The organism is Ruegeria sp. AL7 (genome assembly GCF_056536105.1).
Genome location: NZ_JBQFJF010000001.1, coordinates 3,244,964 through 3,265,177, shown reverse-complemented (window position 1 = coordinate 3,265,177; position 20,214 = coordinate 3,244,964). Strand labels below are relative to the sequence as shown.

General features: G+C 58.1%; 19 protein-coding genes and 1 tRNA gene. 12 read left to right on the top strand and 8 right to left on the bottom strand.

The window, feature by feature from the left end:
- The first annotated feature begins 39 nt into the window (after positions 1-39).
- From ACR3E2_RS16390 to hemF, 3 genes are read left to right on the top strand one after another with little or no spacing between them, the layout of a single operon-like run.
- Complete coding sequence (locus ACR3E2_RS16390; protein ID WP_480483343.1) at positions 40-1,005, top strand: class I SAM-dependent methyltransferase; 966 nt, start codon at positions 40-42, stop codon at positions 1,003-1,005.
- Between the two features lie 37 nt (positions 1,006-1,042).
- Positions 1,043-1,843 carry an SDR family NAD(P)-dependent oxidoreductase gene (locus ACR3E2_RS16385; RefSeq protein WP_480483341.1) on the top strand — a complete coding sequence of 267 codons (801 nt, stop codon included), beginning with the start codon at positions 1,043-1,045 and terminating at the stop codon, positions 1,841-1,843.
- A 5-nt stretch (positions 1,844-1,848) separates the two neighbouring features.
- Positions 1,849-2,733, top strand: a complete 885-nt coding sequence (hemF, locus tag ACR3E2_RS16380; RefSeq protein ID WP_480483339.1) for an oxygen-dependent coproporphyrinogen oxidase — start codon at positions 1,849-1,851, stop codon at positions 2,731-2,733.
- A gap of 3 nt (positions 2,734-2,736) precedes the next feature.
- Here hemF and ACR3E2_RS16375 read toward each other — a convergent pair whose 3' ends face one another.
- Entirely contained in the window at positions 2,737-3,186 is a 450-nt protein-coding gene (locus ACR3E2_RS16375) for a hypothetical protein (protein ID WP_480483337.1), read from the bottom strand.
- 140 nt (positions 3,187-3,326) lie between these two features.
- Between ACR3E2_RS16375 and ACR3E2_RS16370 the strand changes: the two genes are divergently transcribed.
- Both ACR3E2_RS16370 and ACR3E2_RS16365 read left to right on the top strand, forming a co-directional pair.
- Positions 3,327-3,839, top strand: coding sequence for a toxin-activating lysine-acyltransferase (locus ACR3E2_RS16370; protein WP_209507836.1), 513 nt, complete (start codon positions 3,327-3,329; stop codon positions 3,837-3,839).
- Positions 3,840-3,878: 39 nt separating this feature from the next.
- Positions 3,879-4,766, top strand: a complete 888-nt coding sequence (locus ACR3E2_RS16365) for a Hint domain-containing protein (RefSeq protein ID WP_480492799.1) — start codon at positions 3,879-3,881, stop codon at positions 4,764-4,766.
- 2 nt (positions 4,767-4,768) lie between these two features.
- Here ACR3E2_RS16365 and modC read toward each other — a convergent pair whose 3' ends face one another.
- The 3 genes from modC to modA are packed head-to-tail and all read right to left on the bottom strand — an operon-like array spanning position 4,769 to position 7,343.
- Positions 4,769-5,869 (bottom strand): molybdenum ABC transporter ATP-binding protein, encoded by a 1,101-nt coding sequence (gene modC / locus ACR3E2_RS16360; protein ID WP_480483333.1) that lies wholly within the window; start codon positions 5,867-5,869, stop codon positions 4,769-4,771.
- Complete coding sequence (modB, locus tag ACR3E2_RS16355) at positions 5,866-6,558, bottom strand: molybdate ABC transporter permease subunit (RefSeq protein ID WP_480483331.1); 693 nt, start codon at positions 6,556-6,558, stop codon at positions 5,866-5,868. Before modB ends, modC begins: the two co-directional genes overlap by 4 nt.
- A 5-nt stretch (positions 6,559-6,563) precedes the next feature.
- Complete coding sequence (modA, locus tag ACR3E2_RS16350; RefSeq protein WP_480483329.1) at positions 6,564-7,343, bottom strand: molybdate ABC transporter substrate-binding protein; 780 nt, start codon at positions 7,341-7,343, stop codon at positions 6,564-6,566.
- Positions 7,344-7,586: 243 nt separating this feature from the next.
- Between modA and ACR3E2_RS16345 the strand changes: the two genes are divergently transcribed.
- From ACR3E2_RS16345 to ACR3E2_RS16330, 4 genes are all read left to right on the top strand, one after another.
- Positions 7,587-7,662, top strand: a tRNA-Val gene (locus ACR3E2_RS16345).
- Positions 7,663-7,808: 146 nt separating this feature from the next.
- Positions 7,809-11,405: an adenylate/guanylate cyclase domain-containing protein gene (locus ACR3E2_RS16340; RefSeq protein WP_480483327.1), complete on the top strand. Its 3,597-nt coding sequence runs from the start codon at positions 7,809-7,811 to the stop codon at positions 11,403-11,405.
- Between the two features lie 26 nt (positions 11,406-11,431).
- Complete coding sequence (locus ACR3E2_RS16335; RefSeq protein ID WP_209504668.1) at positions 11,432-11,689, top strand: DUF4242 domain-containing protein; 258 nt, start codon at positions 11,432-11,434, stop codon at positions 11,687-11,689.
- Positions 11,690-11,792: 103 nt separating this feature from the next.
- Positions 11,793-13,208 (top strand): FAD-binding oxidoreductase, encoded by a 1,416-nt coding sequence (locus tag ACR3E2_RS16330; protein ID WP_480483325.1) that lies wholly within the window; start codon positions 11,793-11,795, stop codon positions 13,206-13,208.
- Positions 13,209-13,535: 327 nt separating this feature from the next.
- Here the strand turns inward: ACR3E2_RS16330 and ACR3E2_RS16325 are convergent, their stop codons facing one another.
- From ACR3E2_RS16325 to ACR3E2_RS16310, 4 genes are read right to left on the bottom strand one after another with little or no spacing between them, the layout of a single operon-like run.
- Positions 13,536-14,333: an ABC transporter permease gene (locus ACR3E2_RS16325; protein ID WP_480483323.1), complete on the bottom strand. Its 798-nt coding sequence runs from the start codon at positions 14,331-14,333 to the stop codon at positions 13,536-13,538.
- A complete protein-coding gene (locus tag ACR3E2_RS16320; protein ID WP_480475310.1) occupies positions 14,330-15,082 on the bottom strand; it encodes an ABC transporter permease in 753 nt (250 codons plus the stop codon). The genes ACR3E2_RS16325 and ACR3E2_RS16320 overlap by 4 nt, the downstream gene beginning before the upstream one ends.
- Positions 15,083-15,091: 9 nt before the next feature.
- Positions 15,092-15,856 carry a transporter substrate-binding domain-containing protein gene (locus ACR3E2_RS16315; protein ID WP_480475308.1) on the bottom strand — a complete coding sequence of 255 codons (765 nt, stop codon included), beginning with the start codon at positions 15,854-15,856 and terminating at the stop codon, positions 15,092-15,094.
- A gap of 44 nt (positions 15,857-15,900) precedes the next feature.
- Positions 15,901-16,698: an ABC transporter ATP-binding protein gene (locus ACR3E2_RS16310; RefSeq protein WP_480483321.1), complete on the bottom strand. Its 798-nt coding sequence runs from the start codon at positions 16,696-16,698 to the stop codon at positions 15,901-15,903.
- A gap of 77 nt (positions 16,699-16,775) precedes the next feature.
- On the opposite strand from ACR3E2_RS16310, the gene ACR3E2_RS16305 reads away from it, so the two are divergent.
- The 3 genes from ACR3E2_RS16305 to ACR3E2_RS16295 are packed head-to-tail and all read left to right on the top strand — an operon-like array spanning position 16,776 to position 20,214.
- The gene (locus ACR3E2_RS16305) at positions 16,776-17,432 is read left to right on the top strand and encodes a TetR/AcrR family transcriptional regulator (RefSeq protein ID WP_480475304.1); all 657 of its coding nucleotides are present in this window, start codon (positions 16,776-16,778) and stop codon (positions 17,430-17,432) included.
- Complete coding sequence (locus ACR3E2_RS16300; protein WP_480483319.1) at positions 17,429-18,613, top strand: pyridoxal phosphate-dependent aminotransferase; 1,185 nt, start codon at positions 17,429-17,431, stop codon at positions 18,611-18,613. The genes ACR3E2_RS16305 and ACR3E2_RS16300 overlap by 4 nt, the downstream gene beginning before the upstream one ends.
- Positions 18,610-20,214 carry a 5-guanidino-2-oxopentanoate decarboxylase gene (locus tag ACR3E2_RS16295; protein ID WP_480483317.1) on the top strand — a complete coding sequence of 535 codons (1,605 nt, stop codon included), beginning with the start codon at positions 18,610-18,612 and terminating at the stop codon, positions 20,212-20,214. The genes ACR3E2_RS16300 and ACR3E2_RS16295 overlap by 4 nt, the downstream gene beginning before the upstream one ends.

The window sequence follows — 20,214 nt, the reverse complement described above, 5'->3', positions numbered from 1 at the left end:
TTGGCCTGACGCGCGCGCCTCTCTCAGCCGGAATTGCCCATGTCCCCTCGTCTGGAACTTGCCTTGCAAAACGGCCTGACGCTGTCCCCCCCTCTTAGCGTGATTTGCCCCACACCCGACCATGATCTGTCTGCGCTGGCGGGCGGCGCACAAGTTGTGCAGCCTTTCAAACCATTTCACGACCATTTCGCCGCGCAGGGTTTTGAAACGGTGCCCGACGCAGATGGCCCCTGTCAGGACGCCATTGTCTTTCTGCCCCGCGCCAAGGCACTGGCCCGGTCGCTCATTCATCAGGCCTGTGCGCGGGCGAGCGGCCTGGTTGTCGTCGACGGTGCCAAGACGGACGGTGTGGACAGCATATTGAAGGATGTGCGCAAGCGGGTTCCGGTCGAGGGACCGCTTTCCAAAGCACATGGCAAGATTTTCTGGTTTCAGGCCGATGATCAGGCCTTTGCGGACTGGGCCGCGCCGAAACATCAGATGGTTGACGGATACCACACAGCGCCGGGTGTGTTTTCAGCGGACGGGATTGATCCTGCCTCAGCCCTGTTGCTGAAGACTCTGCCTGACCGGCTTGGTCCCTGCGTGGCCGATCTGGGTGCGGGATGGGGGTATCTGTCTGCGGAAATCCTGAAGCGCTGCGGGATAACCTCGCTGCATCTGGTCGAAGCTGACCATGCGGCCCTGACCTGCTCGCGGCTTAATGTCACTCAATCCCAGGCGCATTTCCACTGGAGCGATGCCGTATCCTGGACCGCCCCGGAACCTATCGACACCGTTGTGATGAACCCGCCATTCCACACGTCTCGCAGCGCGGATCCCGCCTTGGGGCAAGGGTTTATAACCTCCGCCGCCCGCAATCTGACACGCAACGGAACCCTTTGGATGGTCGCCAACCGGCACCTTCCTTACGAAGCTACACTGAACGAACATTTCGCTCAGGTCGGTGAAATTGCCGGCGACAACCGGTTCAAGGTATTCCAGGCCTCTCGCCCTCGGCGTTAAGGCCCGTTAACCTGCGCCCCAATTCAGGAGGATTCGGATGTCCTTTTCCATCGCTGGCAAGACAGCAATCGTAACGGGCGGGGCCAGTGGCATCGGCCTGGCCATCGGGCGGCATTTCGCGGATGCGGGCGCAAATGTCATGTTTGCCGACATAGATGAAAAACGCCTGATCGACGAGCTTGGAGAACAGGCCGAAGGCAGCAATATCCGGTACTTTGCGGGCGATCTGCGCGAAAAGCTGACCATAGCCAACCTGTTATCTGCGACGCTGGATGCGTTCGACCAGGTGGATATTCTGGTCAACGGCGCACGGCAAGTGATCCCGTCTGATCCGCTGGATCCGGATGACGATTCGATGCGCACCCTGCTGAACCAGAACCTGATGCCCGCCTTGCGGCTCAGCCAGTTGGTCGCAAATCGCATGATCAAACAGGCCGACGGCGATGTCGAAAACCCGGCGGGGACGATCATCAACCTGTCCTCGATCGCGGCCCGGCGGACCCACCCCGATCTGATGGCCTATTCCGTTTCGACCGCTGCACTGGATCAGCTGACCCGGTCCCTTGCGGTTGCGCTGGCTCCGAAACGGATCCGCGTCAACTCGATCGCGCTGGGTTCGGTCATGAGCGCATCGCTACAATCGACCCTCAAGGACAATCGCGACTACCGCGTCGATATCGAAAAGCACACGCCCCTGGCCCGTATCGCCTCGGCCACGGAACTGACGGAAACCGCGCAATATCTTGCGTCTGATGCAGCTGGTTTCGTCACCGGGCAGATCCTGACAATCGATGGTGGCCGTACCCTGCTTGACCCGGTCGCAGCCCCTGCACATTAAGACCCATGTTCGAAACAGAAAAATCTACCGCCTCCGCCTGGTTTCGCCAATTGCGCGATGACATCGTTGCAGCGTTCGAAGCCCTTGAAGACAGCCACACCGACGGGCCGTTTGCCGATGCCGCACCCGGTCGGTTCGAGGTCAAGGAAACCAAACGCCAGTCGAACGATGGGTCAGACGCGGGCGGCGGGCTGATGTCGGTCATGCGCGGCGGGCGTGTGTTTGAAAAGGTCGGTGTCAATGTCTCGACTGTCTACGGCACGCTGGGCGAACGTGCGCAACAAGCGATGGCGGCGCGCAAAGGCATCCCCGGAATGACCGAAGACCCGCGCTTCTGGGCGTCGGGTATCAGCCTTGTGGCCCATATGCAGAACCCCCATGCCCCGGCGGTCCACATGAATACACGCATGTTCTGGACACCCCATGCCTGGTGGTTCGGTGGCGGCTCGGACCTCAACCCCTGCATCGAGTATGACGAGGACACCGCGCATTTCCATGCCACGCAAAAGGCGCATCTGGACCCGCACGGACCCGCCCATTACCCGCGCCTCAAGGAATGGGCTGACGAGTATTTCTATATCCCTCACCGCAAACGCGCGCGTGGCGTCGGCGGGATCTTCATGGACGACTATTGCACCGGTGACTGGCAGGCGGATTTTGCCCTGACACAGGATATTGGCAGGGCCTTTCTGCCCGCCTTCCTTCCCTTGGTTGAAAAGCGCCGCGTTCAGAACTTCTCAGAAGCGGACAAGACCACCCAACTGGTGCATCGCGGCCTTTATGCGGAATACAACCTAGTCTATGACCGGGGCACAAAATTCGGTCTGGAAACCGGGCATGACCCGGATGCCGTTCTGATGAGCCTGCCGCCGATGGCAAAATGGGTCTGACGATCAGAACGTGTCCATGATGAAATTGTCGTAGCAATAGTTCTGCGCCGACACCGCCGACATGTTTGCTCCGACTTTCTTGACCGTGATCGAATAGCCGGGTTTCGTATCGGCCCCCGGCGGCGGAGTCATGGAAAACTGCACCGTTCGCACGCCGGGTTCATACGCCCGCCAGATATAGATCCTCTGCGAGTTCGGAACGCCCAGTGTGCGAATGGCATAATCTCCGATCCCGCACCAATAATTGACCGGCGCGGATGAACCGACAGCCTTTACTTCGTAAACCCCGTCCGGCAAGGGCGTGATCTCGGTTCGGAACTGCGGCCGGACTGACAGGCCGAACCCAACGGCCCCGGCCACCGCAGGCGTCATAACAAGTGTGGCAGCGATGAATGGCTTGAGAAAACGCATGATCCAGATATCCCGAAACAATGGCACCAATACCGATAGCATAACCACGACACCCTGCGAGTAAAGTGGGGCAAACCAGCTGCGCCGGCACAGTTATCCGGGGAAATTCCACTATTCATATCGCCGGAAACAAGTACACTACCCCAAAGAATTAATAACGCATCAAACTGTCGGCAGTTCCGTTGAACAAGAGTTTTCCAAAAGACTGGTTCGATTTCCCACCCGAGAAATATGCGGATCTGGGGGCGATGTTCTATCTCGCGGGTCTGACAAAAACGCACCAGAAACGTAACCTTGCGCAAGTTCTTTATGCGTTCGAAACCCCGTTCCGCCTGGGCCAATACCAGATCTTCAGGCAAAATGGCTTTCCCCGCGGATTTGTCACTTTTGCCGGTCTCAGCCCCGACGCCGAATATCGCTATGCGGTGAAAGAAACCTCACTGACAGACAAGGATTTTACCAGCGGGTCTTCCTTCTGGATCATCGACCTTGTCGCGCCGTTTGGACAGACCAGCCAGATTGTTGATATCCTCAAGCAAGAGATCCCGCATCCGCGCGTGCGCACCAACCGAATGGACAGCGACATGACACGCAACCGGATTGTCGAATGGACACGGGACGATGCAGGCGAGGTTCATATGCGCCTGTACCGAAAGAAGGAATTTGAGCGGATGCTGCAACAAGGCGAGGTCTAGTTGGTTTCAGTTCCGATCACAGGTGAATTGACCGGCAACGTGACCGGGTCCCCACCCAATGTGGCGATGGGGCAACCCACGCTGAACAACGGAAACTTTACACCGCTCACCCAAACCTGGACAATTGCGACACCCCCTGCCAACGGTACAGCCACGATCGACCCAAATACCGGTGAGTGGACCTATACGGTCGATCCGACGTTTTTCGACAGCCTCGACAATGGTGAAGTTGTTTTTGATTCCTTCTTCATCAGTGTCTCGGGAACAACGCAAGCCGGTCCGATTACACTTCCGTTTACCGGCTCCCCGGACCCGGTAGAGGTGGTCATCCGGATCGAAGGCGTGTGTTTCGTAGCCGGAACCCTGATCGAGGCCGAAAACGGCCCCCGCGCCATAGAGACCCTGAAGGTCGGGGACAAGGTGGCGACAGCCGATCACGGGTTGCAACCTGTTCGCTGGATCGAAAGCAGCACGATCCCACCCGACCGATTACGCAATGAACCCGCAATGTGGCCCGTTCGCATCTCGGCAAGCAGTCTGGGATCCAACACACCCTCGCGGGATCTTCTGGTGTCTCAGCAGCACCGTATTCTGGTGAAAGGCCCCCGGGTCGAACTGCTTTTCGGAACCACCGAAGCGCTGGTTGCCGCCAAGCACCTGTGCAGATGGCCCGGAATAGGGCTCGATACCTCGGTTGAAACGGTCGAGTATCTTCACATCCTGCTGGATCGGCACGAAATCCTCTCGGCGGATGGGGCACAGGCAGAAAGCCTGTTTCTGGGGGAAGAGGCGCTACATACCCTTTCATCCGACGCGCTCCAGGAACTGGCCGCCATATTTCCCGACCGTCCCTCCTCTGGCCATCAGGGGTTTGGGCGCGCCGCGCGCCTTATCCTGCTGGAACACGAAGCCCGCGCACTTGCCTGAGGTCAGGTGCCAGTCCCGATACGGCCACCGACATTCTGCGGGGCCAGTGCAACCGTCTTGATCACGGCATGGCACGTGCTGCCCGGCTGCAAGTTCAACGCCGCAACTGACCGGCGCGTGACCCGTGCAAGAACAGTCCCAGCCAGTGTCCTGACCGACACGATCGCTCCGGGACCTTCACCCGACCGGATCGAGTCGACCGTCCCGCTGAGCACGTTCAATGCCGACAGACCCTCGGGCTTTTGGACGGACAGGATCACCTCTTGCGCCGGAATGCGAATTCGCAGATGCGCGCCGACCTCCTGCCCGATACGTGGCAGAAACAGACGCGCGCCATTTGCGTTCAGCTCGGTCAACCCGTCAGCGTGGTGCTGGTGCACCTGCACTTCCAACACGGCCCCGACCGCGCGCACACCTGCGGGCGCCACGGACGGATCCGACAGAACCTCGGACGCGGGGCCATGGCGGACGACCCTGCCATCCTGCAAAGCGACAACCGATGTGGCCAGACGGGCCACCTCGTCGGCTGAGTGGGTCACATACAGGATCGGGACAGACACCTCATCCCTGAGACGCTCGAAATAGGGCAGAATCTCCGCCTTGCGGGCCTCGTCCAGCGCCGCAAGCGGTTCATCTGCAAGGATCAGTCGCGGGCTGGCCAGCAACGCCCTGCCTATCGACACGCGCTGTTTCTCGCCCCCTGACAACCCGGCTGGACGGCGATTCAGAAGGTGGCCGATCCCCAGCATCTCGATGACCTTTTCCGGGTCTTCACGCTGCGCGCTTTTGGGGGCGAACCAGCGGCCATAGGCAAGGTTCTGGCGCACGGTCAGATGCGGGAACAACCGCCCTTCCTGAAAGATATAGCCCAGCCGCCGCCGGTGCGGCGGCAGCCAGTGCCCGCGTTCGGTGTCAATCAACACCCAGTCATCCACGGCCACTCTGCCCGCGCGCGGCCGCAGCAATCCGGCCACCGCGTTGACAATCGTGGTCTTGCCCGACCCGGAACGCCCGAACAGCACAGTCACACCGGGTGGCGCGTCAAAACTGACCTCCAGATCGATCCCCGGCAGCTGATGATGCAAGCGAACGGACAGGCTCATGATCCGGCCACCCGCGCGGCGGCGCGCCGTCCCACATATTCCGACAGCAGTAACGCGCCCATGGCAATGACGATCGAGATCAGGACCAGCCGTGTTGCAGCAGCTTCGCCCCCCGGCACCTGCAAAAAGGCGTAAACAGCCGATGGCAATGTCTGCGTCTGGCCCGGAATATTCGACACGAATGTAATCGTCGCCCCAAACTCACCCATGGCCTTTGCAAAGGCCAGAATGGCCCCGGCGATGACACCGGGCAGGATCATCGGCAAGGTCACGGTCAGAAACACCATAAGCCGCGACGCCCCCAGCGTCGCCCCCGCCTGTTCCAGCTTCGGGTCCACCGCCTCGATCGACAGACGTATCGCCCGGACCATCAGCGGAAACGCCATGATACCAGCGGCCAGCGCGGCCCCAGTCCAGCGAAAGGCAACCACAATGCCGAACTCGGCCAAGAACCGCCCCAACGGCCCCTGAATGCCGAAGGTCAGCAACAGCAGATACCCCGTCACAACCGGCGGCAGGATCAAAGGCAAATGCACCAGACCATTCAGAACCTGCCGCCCGGGGAACCGCCAGCGGGCCAGAATGTAGGCAACAAAAATGCCGAACGGCAAGGTCGCCAGCGTCGCCCAAAACGACACGCGCAGCGACAGCTTCAGCGCTTCAACTTCGGCGGGGCCCAACCACTCCAACGCGATCACCCGCCCGGCAGGGAAAATCCCTGCTCCTGAAAAATTGCCAAAGCCGCATCGCTGTGCAGATGATCCAGAAAAGCCCGCGCCGCACCTGTGGCATTACCTGTCATCGCCGCCGGATAGATGATCGGAGGGTGCAGGTCGGTCGGAAAACTGGCCACAACACTGACCCGCTGTTCCGCCTGCGCATCCGATCGATAGACGATCCCCAGAGGCGCGGCACCGGTTGCCACAAGGGCCAGCGCAGCGCGCACATTATCGGTTTGCGCCACACGCTCCTGCACCGCCTCCCACTGGTTCAACCCCTGCAAAGCCGCCTTGCCGTAGATACCGGCGGGCACCGCATCGACCAGCGCCATGGCCAGAAAGCCTTCGCCCAGTTCGGCCCTGAGGTCATGAACCGTCCGAATGTCACCCAGATCAGGACGCCCAGCAGCGCCGATCAGAACCAGACTGTTGCCCAGAAAATCCGACCGTGTCCCCGGCTGCAACAAGCCCTGCTGTTCCAGATAATCCATCCATTCGACGTTGGCCGAGATGAACACGTCCGCAGGCGCACCCTGCTGAATCTGCCGCGCCAGTACCGAAGACGCCGCGTAAGACACGGTGACATCCTGCCCCGTCCGCTCTGTGTATTCCGTTGCAATTTCGTCCAAAGCGGTCTTGAGACTGGCCGCGGCGAAAACCAAAACCCCTTCTGCCCCGGCCCGGACCGGAGCCAGCACAAATGCGCCAAGGACCAGTGCCACCATCCAGATACGGCAGGCGAAGGGTAGGATCATGTGTGCTCCCGACCGGAAAGTTGCAGTCTCTTCGGGCATATCGGAGGCCATAGGGCGCTTGCAAGCGCCTTTGATCTTTTCCAGACCACATGCCTGAAACCCACGCAGACCTGCCTCATAAGCCCATGCTCACCGAGGCTGGCGTCTTTGAGGGCGGCATTTCCTATCCGCAACCCATCGCGGAATAAAAATCTCACAGACCCTCTTGCGCCCGCCCGCTGGCTTGGCTACATGCAGCGTCACGGGTGATTAGCTCAGTTGGTAGAGCGCTTCGTTTACACCGAAGATGTCGGGAGTTCGAGTCTCTCATCACCCACCATCCTTTCCCCACAATTTATCAAGGTCTTACGTGACTGGCACATTTTGCTGTGCTGCGCGTGAAACTGTGTCCGCTGCGCATTGATCGCCCCGCTGAGTAAATAGCGTTTTCTTGATTAGTGACACGTATCTCAGCATGATCCGGATATGTCGGTTGAAATGGACACGTGGCTAAACGACCTCGGATTGGGTCAGTACGCAAGTGCCTTTGCGGAAAACGACATTGATGCGCGGGTTTTGCCATTGCTGACAGGCGACGACCTGAAAGAGCTTGGGGTAAGCCTTGGTCACCGAAAGATCATCCTTGCGGCGGTTCAGGATTTGGTTGGCTCTGGGCGCCTGTCTTCATCAGCGCCAGCCGCAGGGGAGCCAACCAGCGAGAAAACTCAGCCATCCGCCCTTGATGATGTGCATGGCGAAGCTGCACCAGCAAAAAAGCCCATCGCACCTGCGGCTGAGCGGCGTCATCTGACAGTCTTGTTCGCTGATCTGGTCGGCTCGACGGAGTTGACCAACCGATTTGATCCCGAAGACATGCGGGATCTGCTACAGAACTATCAGGATACCGTCGCGGGGGCAGTGAGCAGGTATGGTGGCTATGTCGCGAAATATCTTGGCGACGGTCTTCTTGTGTTTTTCGGCTGGCCAACAGCCTACGAAGATCACGCCATTCGCGCGATAAAGGCGGGGCTTGAGTGCGTCCGTCGGGTTGAAGAGCTCAACGCCCCTGACGGTGAGCGTTTGTCAGCCAGACTGGGTATTGCCAGCGGCGATGTCGTGGTCGGTGACACGATCGGCGAAAACTCGTACGAAGAAGGTGCCATGACCGGGCCGGCGGTCAATCTGGCGGCGCGGATACAGGAACGCGCCCTGCCAAACTCGGTGGTTTTGTCTGCAGAAGAAACCGAAGCCGCCTTGCACCGGATATTCGAGTTCGAGACCCTTGGATCAACTCAGTTGAAGGGTTTCAAAGACCCTCGGACCTTGTTGAAGGTCGTATCGGAACGCAGCGCGGAAAGCCGGTTTCGCGCGTCATACAAGGATGACGCTGGCAGCACCATGATTGGCCGGGACTACGAAAAGGGTATCCTGTTGCAATCGTGGCAACGTGCCCAAAACGGTCATGGTGAGGTCGTTCTGCTGTCGGGGGAGGCGGGGATTGGAAAGTCGCGCCTGACTGAGGGGTTTCTTGCGGACGTTACAGCAACCGGACAAGCCGATGTGATAAGGCTGAACTGCTCGCCCTATCTGACCAGCAGCCCCTTTCATCCGGTCACCCAGCGAATTTCACAGGATGCGGGCGTTGAACCGGATTTTGACGACAATCAAATTCTGGAACATGTCAGGAAGCTGCTGGAAGGCCGGGAAGGTCTGGACTGGGAACAGGTTCTGCCTGTCTTTGCAGCGCTGGTTGCGCCGCGCAGCGCGCTGGCTCGTGAAGTTCTCGAGATGTCGCCGCAGGAGCAACGCGACATAACGATCCAAACCCTTATCCATACGGTGCAGGTCCGGGCCGGCGTGCGCCCGGTTATTCTGTGTGTTGAGGATGCACATTGGATCGATCCCTCGACGCAAGCCCTGCTGGAGCGGTTCAAGGCGATTTGCACCGATCTTCCCCTGATGATCTTGATGACCCACAGACCTGGGTGGGACCTGGCCCGCGATGACGGGGACACGCATGTTCAAACACTCCTGTTGCGCCGGTTCGGTTCTGCTGATGTCTCGGATCTGGTCCGCAATATCACCGGCAAGGACCCGGACGATGCCTTGATCGCGACAATCATCGAAAAAACGGACGGTGTGCCCCTGTTTGTCGAAGAATTGACCCAGGCGATCGTGAATGCTGATGAGCAGGGACAAGTCCACATACCATCCTCGCTGAAGGGTGCCTTGATGGCGCGGCTTGATGCAGTTTCGCCCGAGGCCAAACAGGTCGCGTTGACGGGGTCAGTCATTGGGCGGGAATTTGAACCAGATTTGTTGAGGGCCGCGATGGGGCTGGAACGCGCGGATATCAATCTTCGTCTCGAAGAACTGTCGCGAACGGGACTGATCTTTGAAAGCGGAAACAACCGCGGGCATTTTGTGTTCCGCCATGCCCTTATCCGCGATACGGCATATCAATCCATGCTGAGCTCTACCCGCAGGCAGCAACATTCAAACGTTGCCCGTGCACTGATCGCAATGCGATCAGCTGAAATCGAACGCCGCCCCGAACTGGTGGCCCGCCATCTGTCAGAAGCAGAAGATTGGCGCGCCGCATTCGACAAATGGGAAGCTGCGGCTGAAATGGCATTGGCCCGGTCAGCCAGCCAGGAAGCGATGACCAATGCCCAGGAGACGCTCAAAGCGGCTAAGCGGCTGAACTCGGAAACCAGCCCGGAAATGGTCAGGGGCATGATCCTGGTTGGCCGCAGCCATGACAGCCAGGGTCAGTTGTCCGAGGCGATGGCGGTTCTGAAAACTGCATCTAACGCTGCACGGAAACTCCACGATGTGCAGTTGTCAGCCGATGCAGCCAATCATTTTGCTGACTCGTGCATGATGACAAGCAAGCGACATCACGAAGCCATTGACCTTTGTGAAAAGGCGCTGAAAGACCTGTCTGACAGTGACGAAGTCAGGCGGTGCCGGTTGATGAGCCAACTAGCACGGGCGTATATGTTTGTCGGCCAGTTTTCCGAAGGCACCCGCTTTGGTCAGCAATCCATGGAACTGGCAGCAAAGCTTGGGGATCATAAATCCCAGTTTTCGGTAATGATGATGCATTTTGGGGCGCCATTCATCGCGCGCAACGGGCGAGAGGCGCGCCATTGGCGTGATAACCTGGATGCCATGCATCGGGTCGCAGAAAAGCTTGGCACCATTGATCAGGGCCGCGACCGGACGCTCAGCCTGTTTGTCGGTGCTGAAATGGCCGACCGTGACCTGATGGACAACTCGCTCGAGTTGCTGACAGCGATTTCCGAAAAGGACAATCATCTGCAACTCTATTGGGTTCAGAAACACGCACGCGCCATGGTTGCAATCATGGACGGCGACTTTGTTCAGGCTGAAAAGCACGCCACCGAAGCAGTCAAGATCGGCCGAAAAACGCACGGCGAACATGTCGAGGGCGTTTTCGGCGTTCAGATGTTCACCATCCGCCGCGAGCAGAACCGCCTGCACGAGGTCGCGCCTGTGATCAAGAAACTGATGACCGACAGCCCCGAAGACATCTCGTGGAAGCCGGGTTTTGGCCTTATCGCAGCCGAACTGGGGTACACGGAACCAGCCGGAAAAATACTGAATGAAATGGCGGAAAACGGCTTCGACCTGCCGCCAGATGCCATGTATTCAACAACACTGTCCTATCTTGCCGACATCTGCGTGGCAGTCGGGCATCCGGATCATGCCCAGACGCTTTACGGTATGCTGCAACCCTACGAGGACCTGACGATCACCGCAGGGGCAACCACAGTCTGCACAGGTGCCGCAGCCCGACGCTTGGGGAACCTGGCAACGGTGCTGAAAGACTGGGAAATTGCCGGGAAGATGTTCCGGAAAGCCATCGAGATTGACACGAGGATGAATTGCCCGCCATGGATTGCGCATTGCAAGGCAGCGTATGCATCCGCACTCAGACAACAGGGCCGCCCCAGCGATTTGGAACTGGCGTTTCAACTGGAAGGGGAAGCGTTGGCAATATCACAGAAATTGAGTATGGTTTCCCTTAAGTCAAAGCTCGAAGGGGTAGCCAGTTAAGGCCCGGAAAATGCTTGGGGGGCATAATGCCACGATACATCATTGAACGGAATTTTGCCGAGCAGCTGAATATCAGCGACAACGACAAAATTCACATCAAAGAAATCAACGACGAAGTCGGCATTGAATGGATCTTTTCCTTCCTCAGCGCAGATAAGCGCAAAACATACTGCCTTTACGAAGCCCCGGATGAAGAAAGCCTGCGAAAAGCGGCCGAACGTCTGAACATTCCAGCCGATGTCATCACGCCGGTAGATCGGATCGATCCGGGAATATTTGCCTGACGACCAGCTTTCTCCCACAACCAAATATCCCCTTCCCAGGGCAATAACAAACTCACGAGGCAGCCGTGCGCGAAACCTTTCCTGAAACAAGGGAGGCCTAAGCATGTTTGACCTGAAAGCACTCGACGGACATATCGCAACTGTGGATCAAGGCGATTTGGACGCGCTTGATGCCTCACTGCGCGGCGGGGTCTACCTGCCGGGAACCCCGGAATACGAAGAAGCCAGGATTACCTGGAACAGCATGTTCGAGCGTTTCCCCGCCTTCGTGATCCGTGCGATGGGGGCGAGCGACGTCCAGAAGGCAATAAACTTCGTCCGACAAGCAGGCCTCATGATGACCGTTCGATCAGGTGGGCACCAGATTGCAGGGCACGCCGTCGCGGACAAGGCCGTCATGCTGGACCTGTCCCAGATGCGTTCGGTTCACGTGGACTCTGCCCGCAAAACTGTCCGCGTTGCACCCGGTGCGTTGCTTGGAGACGTTGATCGCGAAACACAGGCCCATGGTCTTGTCGTCCCCACAGGCATAAATTCGACCACCGGCATCGCCGGGCTGACCCTGGGCGGCGGTTTCGGCTGGACGACCCGGAAATTCGGCATGACAATCGACAACCTTCTGTCGGCAGAAGTTGTCACAGCGGATGGCACGATTGTCACCGCATCATCCACGAGCCACCCGGAACTTTTCTGGGCCATTCGTGGTGGTGGCGGAAACTTTGGTGTCGTCACCTCATTCGAATTCCAGTTGCATGATCTTGGGCCCGATATCCTGTCCGGCCTGATCGTGCACCCGATCGAAAAGGCACCAGAACTGCTTTCCGAATTTGTGGCCATTGCGGACACGTCCCCCGATGAGCTCACCGTCTGGAGCGTGATGCGAAAGGCGCCGCCGCTCCCGTTCCTGCCGGAAGAGTGGCACGGGCGCGAAGTGCTGATTTTCGCAGCGTGCTATAGCGGCCCGATGGATGAAGGTGAAAAAGCGATGTCGGCCTTGCGCGCGCTGGGTGAGCCGATTGTGGATGTCATTTCACCGCACAGATTCGTGGACTGGCAGGCGGCTTTTGATCCTCTGTTGTCGCCGGGCGTCCGCAACTATTGGAAAAGTCATGACTTCAACACGCTGCCCCCGGCCGCCATCACGGACCTGCTGGACGCGATTTCCACTCTTCCTGATCCCGCCTGCGAGGTATTCATTGCTCATGTCGGTGGCGCGATGGCCCGCGTTGAGCCCGCTTCTACCGCCTACCCACAAAGATCTGCGCATTTCATCATGAATGTCCACACGCGATGGGAAGACCCTGACAAGGATGACACCTGCATCGGTTGGGCACGCCAGCTGTACGAACAGATGAAACCGTACTCAACAGGCAGTGCCTATGTGAACTTCATGCCTGAAGACCAATCCGATCACATGAAAGGCGCTTATGGAGTGAACGGCGAAAAGCTGTCCAAGATCAAAGGAAAGTACGATCCCACCAACTTGTTCAGGATGAACCACAATATTCTACCAACGTAAGACAACCAGAGTGGCAATTCCCGAACTGCATTGATGTTGGGACCGCTGTCTTAGCACCACTCAATTTTTCTCGCTGTTCGGCTATCGCGCCAAGCGGTTCCTCTCACCTATGGCCGCGCTGGCACTCATGCCCTCTTGTCGTGCAGCTACCCTAGATGCTGTATCCTTAGAGCGTTGAACTTGCGGGGCGCGACCGAACCGACGTCCCTGATCCCGCTTCAAACACCTGTTTTACGCTTAAGCCTGCAATCTGGGTCGCTAAGAACAATTCATCGAATAACCGCCTCGGAATTCGCGGGGCAAGTTTCTTTCGACTACTGGCCGAAACTATCCGACAAGCCCATTGCGGCGTCCGGTTCCCAGAACCTTCACCTCGAGCCAGTGGAACACCAAAGCAATTACGCCCGCTACGAGAATGTAGAATACAGCCAACAGGATAAGCGGTTCGTAGACGATAAACGTATCGGCACGCACACGGGACGACACGGCATAGATATCAACCACGGTTATTGTGGCGACCAGCGGTGTTGCCTTTAATTGCAGGATAGTTTCACCGCCCAAAGTCGGCAGAACATTGCGGATTGCCTGCGGTAACCAGATGCGGCGAAACATCGTCAGCCTTGGCATACCAAAAGCCTTGGCCGCCTCCAGCTGTCCTTTGGCAACGCCCTTGAAGGCTCCGCGCATGACCTCGCCTTCATAACCCGCATAAGAAAGTGTCAACGCCAGCACCGCATAGGGCCAAGCCTGACGCAGGTACGGCCAAAGTTCAGACGATCGTATCCATGGAAACTGCGGAAACAGAGAGCCGAGGCCATAATACAACAACCAAAGCTGCAAAAGCAGCGGTGTGCCGCGAATGATGGTACAGAACGCCTTTGAGGGTGCCGCAAGATACCATGGCCCAACGGCCTGCGCTAATCCAAGGGGTACAGCCAGTAAAAATCCAAGAACGATCGTGACAACCAGCAACCAAAGCGTGGTCCAGATACCCTTCAATGCAAGAGGCGCATAATTGGGTATCCAATCCCACCGCAATGTCATCGCGCACCAAACCGCGATCCCGGCAAAGATCAGCATCATCACGATACGATGAGGTTGCATCAGAGATCTGAGGTCGATCATCTGCTGCCTCCGTTCAGAGCGGGTTGGCCGCGACGGGCCCATTTCTCAATCCGCGCAAAGATTCCACCCGAAAACAGCGTAACCATCAGATAAAGGAAGCCCGCCGCTAGGAAAAAGGTGAAGTAGGCCCGCGTGCTGCTGGCCGCCTGGCGCGTTTCCAGCGTCAGCTCGTTAAAGCCGACAACGGCCAGCAATGCGGTGTCTTTGGTTGCAATCAGCCACAAGTTGGCCAGACCCGGTACCGCAAAGCTCATCATGGCGGGGATTGTGACGCGCCGCATGGTCATGAAGGCCGGCATCCCGTAGGATTTCGCCGCTTCGATCTGACCGGGCGGAACCGCCTGAATGGCACCGCGCAGAATCTCGGTCGCATACGCGCCCTGAACGACGCCCAGCACCCAAATGCCTGCGGCAACGCCGTTGATCTCGACGCGGCCACCACCCATGGCAGCAGATATTTTGTTGATAATATCGGATCCCACGTAATACAGGATCAGGATCAGGACCAGTTCCGGCACGGCCCGGATCACGGTCGTATAAATGGCAAGAAGGTCGCGCGTGACCTTCCCGCCGTAAAGTTTGCCATACGCTCCGAACAATCCGATCACGAGGCCCAGCGCATATGCGCCAAAAGCGATCTGCAAGGAGTGGGACAATCCGCGTAGCAGATTGGCCCCCCACCCCGGCGGCGAGAGCGACAGAAGCTCTGCGCTCTGCGCCAAACCAAGTGATTCCAGAAATCCGGTCACGGCAACGGCTTAGTAGATGCTGGTCGAGAAATAGTTCGACGTGATCTTCTCATGCGTGCCATCGGCAAGAATTGCCGCGATGCCCTTGTTCAACGCCGCAAGCAGGTCATCCTGCCCTTTACGAACGCCCGCACCGACACCACGCCCCAAAATGGCGGGATCGTCCTTCACGGCACCTTTTATTTCGCAGCAAGCACCGGCATCCGAATTCACAAAATCGGCCATCGCAATGCTGTCAGCTTGTGTGGCGTCGATCCGACCCGCAAACAGGTCCTGATTGGCCTCATCCTGAGTTTGATAGACGCGCAGTTCGGAATCCTTGAAGTATTCCTGCGCATAGGCTTGGTGGATCGTCGAAGCCTGAATGCCAATGACTTTACCCGCCAGCGATTCCGGGGTTGCTTCGATATCCATCGATTTATCGGCAACGATAACCGCAGGTGTGTTGTAATAAGGATCGCTGAAATCAATGGTTTTCAACCGTTCCTCGGTGATCGACATCGAGGCCATGATGGCGTCGATCTGCTGCCCCGTCAGCGAAGGGATGATACCGTCCCAGGCCACCGGCGTGATAACACAGTCAAGTTCCGCAGCGGCGCAAACTGCATTGATGACGTCGATCTCCCAACCAACCCAGTTGCCTGAACTGTCCAGCGACGCGAAGGGCGGATAAGGCTCGGCCGCGATGCCGATCTTGACCTCTTCTGCACTGGCAACACCAGCCGAAAGGACAGCGGCGGCAAGACCGGACGCGAGCAGTTTCTTGACGTTCATTTTGTTACTCCCTTTAGGTTTATTTTGTTGTTTTTTGTAGTGGATCAGGCGACCGAGCTGAGGAACTGCTTCAATCGTTCTGATTTTGGATTTCCGAAGACCTCGGCAGGTGGACCCTGCTCTTCAATGCGGCCCTCGAAAAGATAGACGACATGGTTCGCGACTTCGCGCGCAAATTTCATTTCATGGGTCACAAGCAGCATGGTGCGCCCTTCCGCTGCAAGATCCCGGATCACGGTCAGAACCTCGCCGACAAGCTCTGGGTCAAGCGCTGAAGTTGGCTCATCGAAAAGCATCACCGAAGGATCCACCGCAAGCGCGCGTGCGATGGCGGCGCGCTGTTGCTGACCGCCTGAAAGATAGGCCGGATAGGTGTCGGCCTTGTCACCAAGCCCCACCCTTTTCAGCAGGTCATGCGCCCGCGCGACAGCTTCGGCCTTTGGTACCTTAAGGACATGTACCGGTACCTCGATCACGTTTTCCAGAAGCGTTCGATGTGTCCACAGGTTGAACTGCTGGAAAACCATCGCAAGCCGCGTACGGATACGTTCTATCTGGCGGCGGTTCGAGGGGCTGCCGTCGGCATGCATTTCAACCAGCTCACCGCCGATGGTGATCTTTCCCGAGCTTGGTGTTTCCAGAAAGTTGATACAGCGCAGCATGGTGGATTTGCCCGAGCCTGAACCCCCAATGATGGCAACGACATCGCCCTTGTTCGCTGTCAGCGAGACACCTTTCAAAACCTCCAGCGTGCCGAAAGACTTGTGCAGGTCCTCAACCCTTATCGCCTCTTCAGACGTGGTTGCTTCGCGTGCGGGTGTTGCTGCTTTGGCTGTGTCCATATCCAAGAATCTTCTGATTTCAGCTTGCAGTAAGCCTCGAATCTCGCAATTATGCAAGTGTATAATAATTCCGTACCATGGATGGCCCGGACGTGCAGGACGACAGCCGTAAATTTACACGTGAATCTGCCGAGTTTCGGCGCGAGGCGCTGATCCTGGCGACTTTGGACCTGATTGCCGAGATGGGCGTTCGGGGTGCCACTGTGCGTCAGATCGCGGCCCGCGCGAACGTGACCCAAGGGCTGATCCGGCACTATTTCTCATCCAAGGAGGAACTGGTTCAGGCTGCGTACGAACATCACATGAATACGCTGACCGATCAGACAGCTGCGTCGTCAGGGAAAGGCAGCGCAGTATCTCAGTTGACCAACTTCGTTGATGCGTCGCTGCGACCGCCAATCGTTGATCCAAGCGCTGTGGCCTTGTGGGCCGGCTTCCTGAACAAGGTGCAGCGTGATCCGAAAATGCAACGCATCCACCAGCAAACCTATAACTATTTCCGGGATCAGCTTGAAAAGCTGATCGTCGCCGCATTGCAAGAAACCGGACGTCCAGTCACCACGCCGCAAGCCGTGCAACTGGCCATTGCCTGCAACGCGGTTATCGATGGTCTTTGGCTGGAAGGCGGTGCGCTTCCAGATGAATTTTCCGAAGGTCAATTGGCGCAGATCGGATTAGATTCCGTCAGTGCTATCGTCGGTATCCCATTGATCAAAGAGGTGGAACAACCATGAAGACCACATCTGTGACAGAACGGTTAGCGGGCTTGGGTGGCGCCAAATGGGGCGTACATCTGAAAGCGCGCGACCTTATCAAGGCCGGAGCGGACATCGTCGAAATGACGATAGGTGAACCGGACGTGCCGGTGTCGGACGCGCTGGTCGAAGCCACCGTAACCTCACTGCGGGCCCAGCGAACGGGCTACTCCAATGGCCGTGGCGAAGCTGGCTTGCTTGACGCGCTTTCCGCCCGTTACTCGGCTTCCCGCGGACGTGTTTTCGGGCCCGAGAATTTTCTGTGCTTTCCCGGAACGCAGACCGCACTGTTCGCTGCCATGGCCGGCGTTGCCGAGGCCGGTGACGAAGTTCTGGTCGGTGATCCGATGTATGCAACCTACGAAGGGGTCGTGCGTGCTTCCGGGGCGGAAATGGTGCCCGTACCTCTGCGCCCGGAACACGGGTTTCGCATGCAGGCCAAAGATATCGCCGCACGCGTAACACCGCGCAGCCGCGCCGTTCTTCTGACAACGCCACACAACCCAACGGGCGCGATCCTGACCGCCGAGGAGTTAACCGAGATCGGACAGCTCGCGATTGCGCATGATTTGTGGATTATCTCGGACGAGGTCTATGAAGAACTGATCTTTGACGGGGCCAGATTTGTGTCGCCACTGGCAGACCCGGAACTGGCGGATCGTGTCATAGGCGTATCATCCATCTCGAAATCACATGCCGCGCCGGGGTTCCGCAGTGGCTGGTGTGTCGGGCCAGCCGCGTTTTGCGAAGCGCTGCTGCCCTATTCCGAGACCATGCTTTTCGGCAATCAGCCCTTCATCGCCGATATGACCGAAAAAGCGATCCGAGACGGGTCCGAGGTTGCCTCCGGCATGGCCGCCCGTTTTTCAGCGCGCGCTACGCTTTTGGCTGATCGCCTCGAAGCAGAAACGGATCTGACCGTTCACCGGCCTCAGGCGGGAATGTTCGCCATGATCAACGTCTCCGCCACCGGGTTGGACGGCGAAGCCTATGCCTGGGACCTGTTGCAGACCGGGGTGGCTGTCATGCCGGGTTCCGCCTTTGGGGACAGCTTGAAAGACTGGGTACGGGTCGCACTGACGATCAGTGACACCGACTTTGCCACTGCGGTCTCTCGCATAATCGATCACGCCAACAGAAAATCACGCGAGGTTGCATGAGTGAAATGACCGTGGGCGAAGCATTGGTTGCCAGGCTTCGCCAAAGGGATGTGACCTGCGTCTTCGGAATTCCGGGCGTTCATACGGTCGAGCTTTACCGCGGGCTTGCAGGCTCGGGCATTCGTCACGTTACACCCAGACACGAACAGGGCGCAGGATTTATGGCCGACGGCTATGCGCGCGTGTCAGGCAAACCGGGTGTGGCCTTTGTGATCACCGGGCCCGGATTAACCAATACATTGACGCCGATGGCGCAGGCCCGCGCGGATTCAATACCAATGCTGGTGGTGTCTGGGGTCAACAAAACCGCGTCGCTTGGCAGGGGTTTAGGGCATCTGCATGAGTTGCCAGACCAGTCGGGACTGGCCAGGACCGTTGCGTTGTTGTCCGAACAGGTTTCCGCCACCAACGCTCTGGACCCGGCCTTGGACCGCGTGTTCCACACCCTCACCAACGGTCGACCCGGACCGGTGCATATCGAAGTTCCGTTGGATATTGCAGCGGCTGATTATCAGGAAACACAGGTCGAACCGCTTGTCTCAGCCTCTCCGATTGACCCGGCTTTGATTACACAAGCCGCACAGCAACTGGCCAAAGCGAAGAACGTTGTCATTCTGGCGGGCGGCGGCGCAAAACGTTCCGAGGCTGGATTGCAGGCTCTGGCCGAAGCTCTGGATGCGCCCGTGGTGCAAACGGTCAACGCGCGCGGCCTGATGCACAGGCATCCACTGACCGTTCCGGCCAGCCCCAGCCTGAACGCCGTACGCGGCTTGATAGAAAGCGCCGATTGCGTCCTTGCACTGGGAACCGAGCTGGGCCCAACCGACTATGATATGTATGCCACCGGCCAAATTGCCAAAATGTCAGGGTTGATACGGATTGATCAATGTGGCGGGCAACTGACGCGACATGAGGCAGCGCTCATCATTCAAGGTGACGTCAACTTGGCTGTATCAGCGCTGGTTGACGCCTTGCCGCACAAGCCAAAGCAAAGCGATGGCGCGGAACGTGCAAGCAAAACACGTGACGCCGCCTGGGCGGAAATTGGTCCGGACTATCGCAAACAGGTGGAAATCCTCAACGCAATGCGTTCTGCGGTCCCCAACACCCTGATGGTCGGAGACTCCACCCAACCGATCTATGCCGGCAATCTTTTCTACGATCACGACCGGGCCGGAGGCTGGTTTAACGCGGCAACCGGGTACGGCGCGCTGGGCTATGGAATCCCCGCTGCCATCGGCGCTTCGGTCGCCGATCCCACGGCACGTGTGATATGCATCGCGGGCGATGGGGGCGCGCAGTTTTCTCTGCCTGAAATTATGGCCGCGGTCGACGAAGACCTGCCGGTCACCTTCGTGATCTGGAACAACCACGGATACCAGGAAATTGCCACGTCAATGCAGGATGCGGGCGTGACAGTCATAGGATGTGATCCCTCGCCTCCTGATTTTTCGGCGACGGCCAAGTCATACGGTATTCCATTCGCTTCGGTTCCAGCTGAACCGCAGGCTGTCGCGCAGGCATTGCGCCAAACTGCCGCCCAGAACGGGCCGGTAATGATCGAAGTCACCGCTCCGAAATTCGCAGCTCAGAAAGATTGA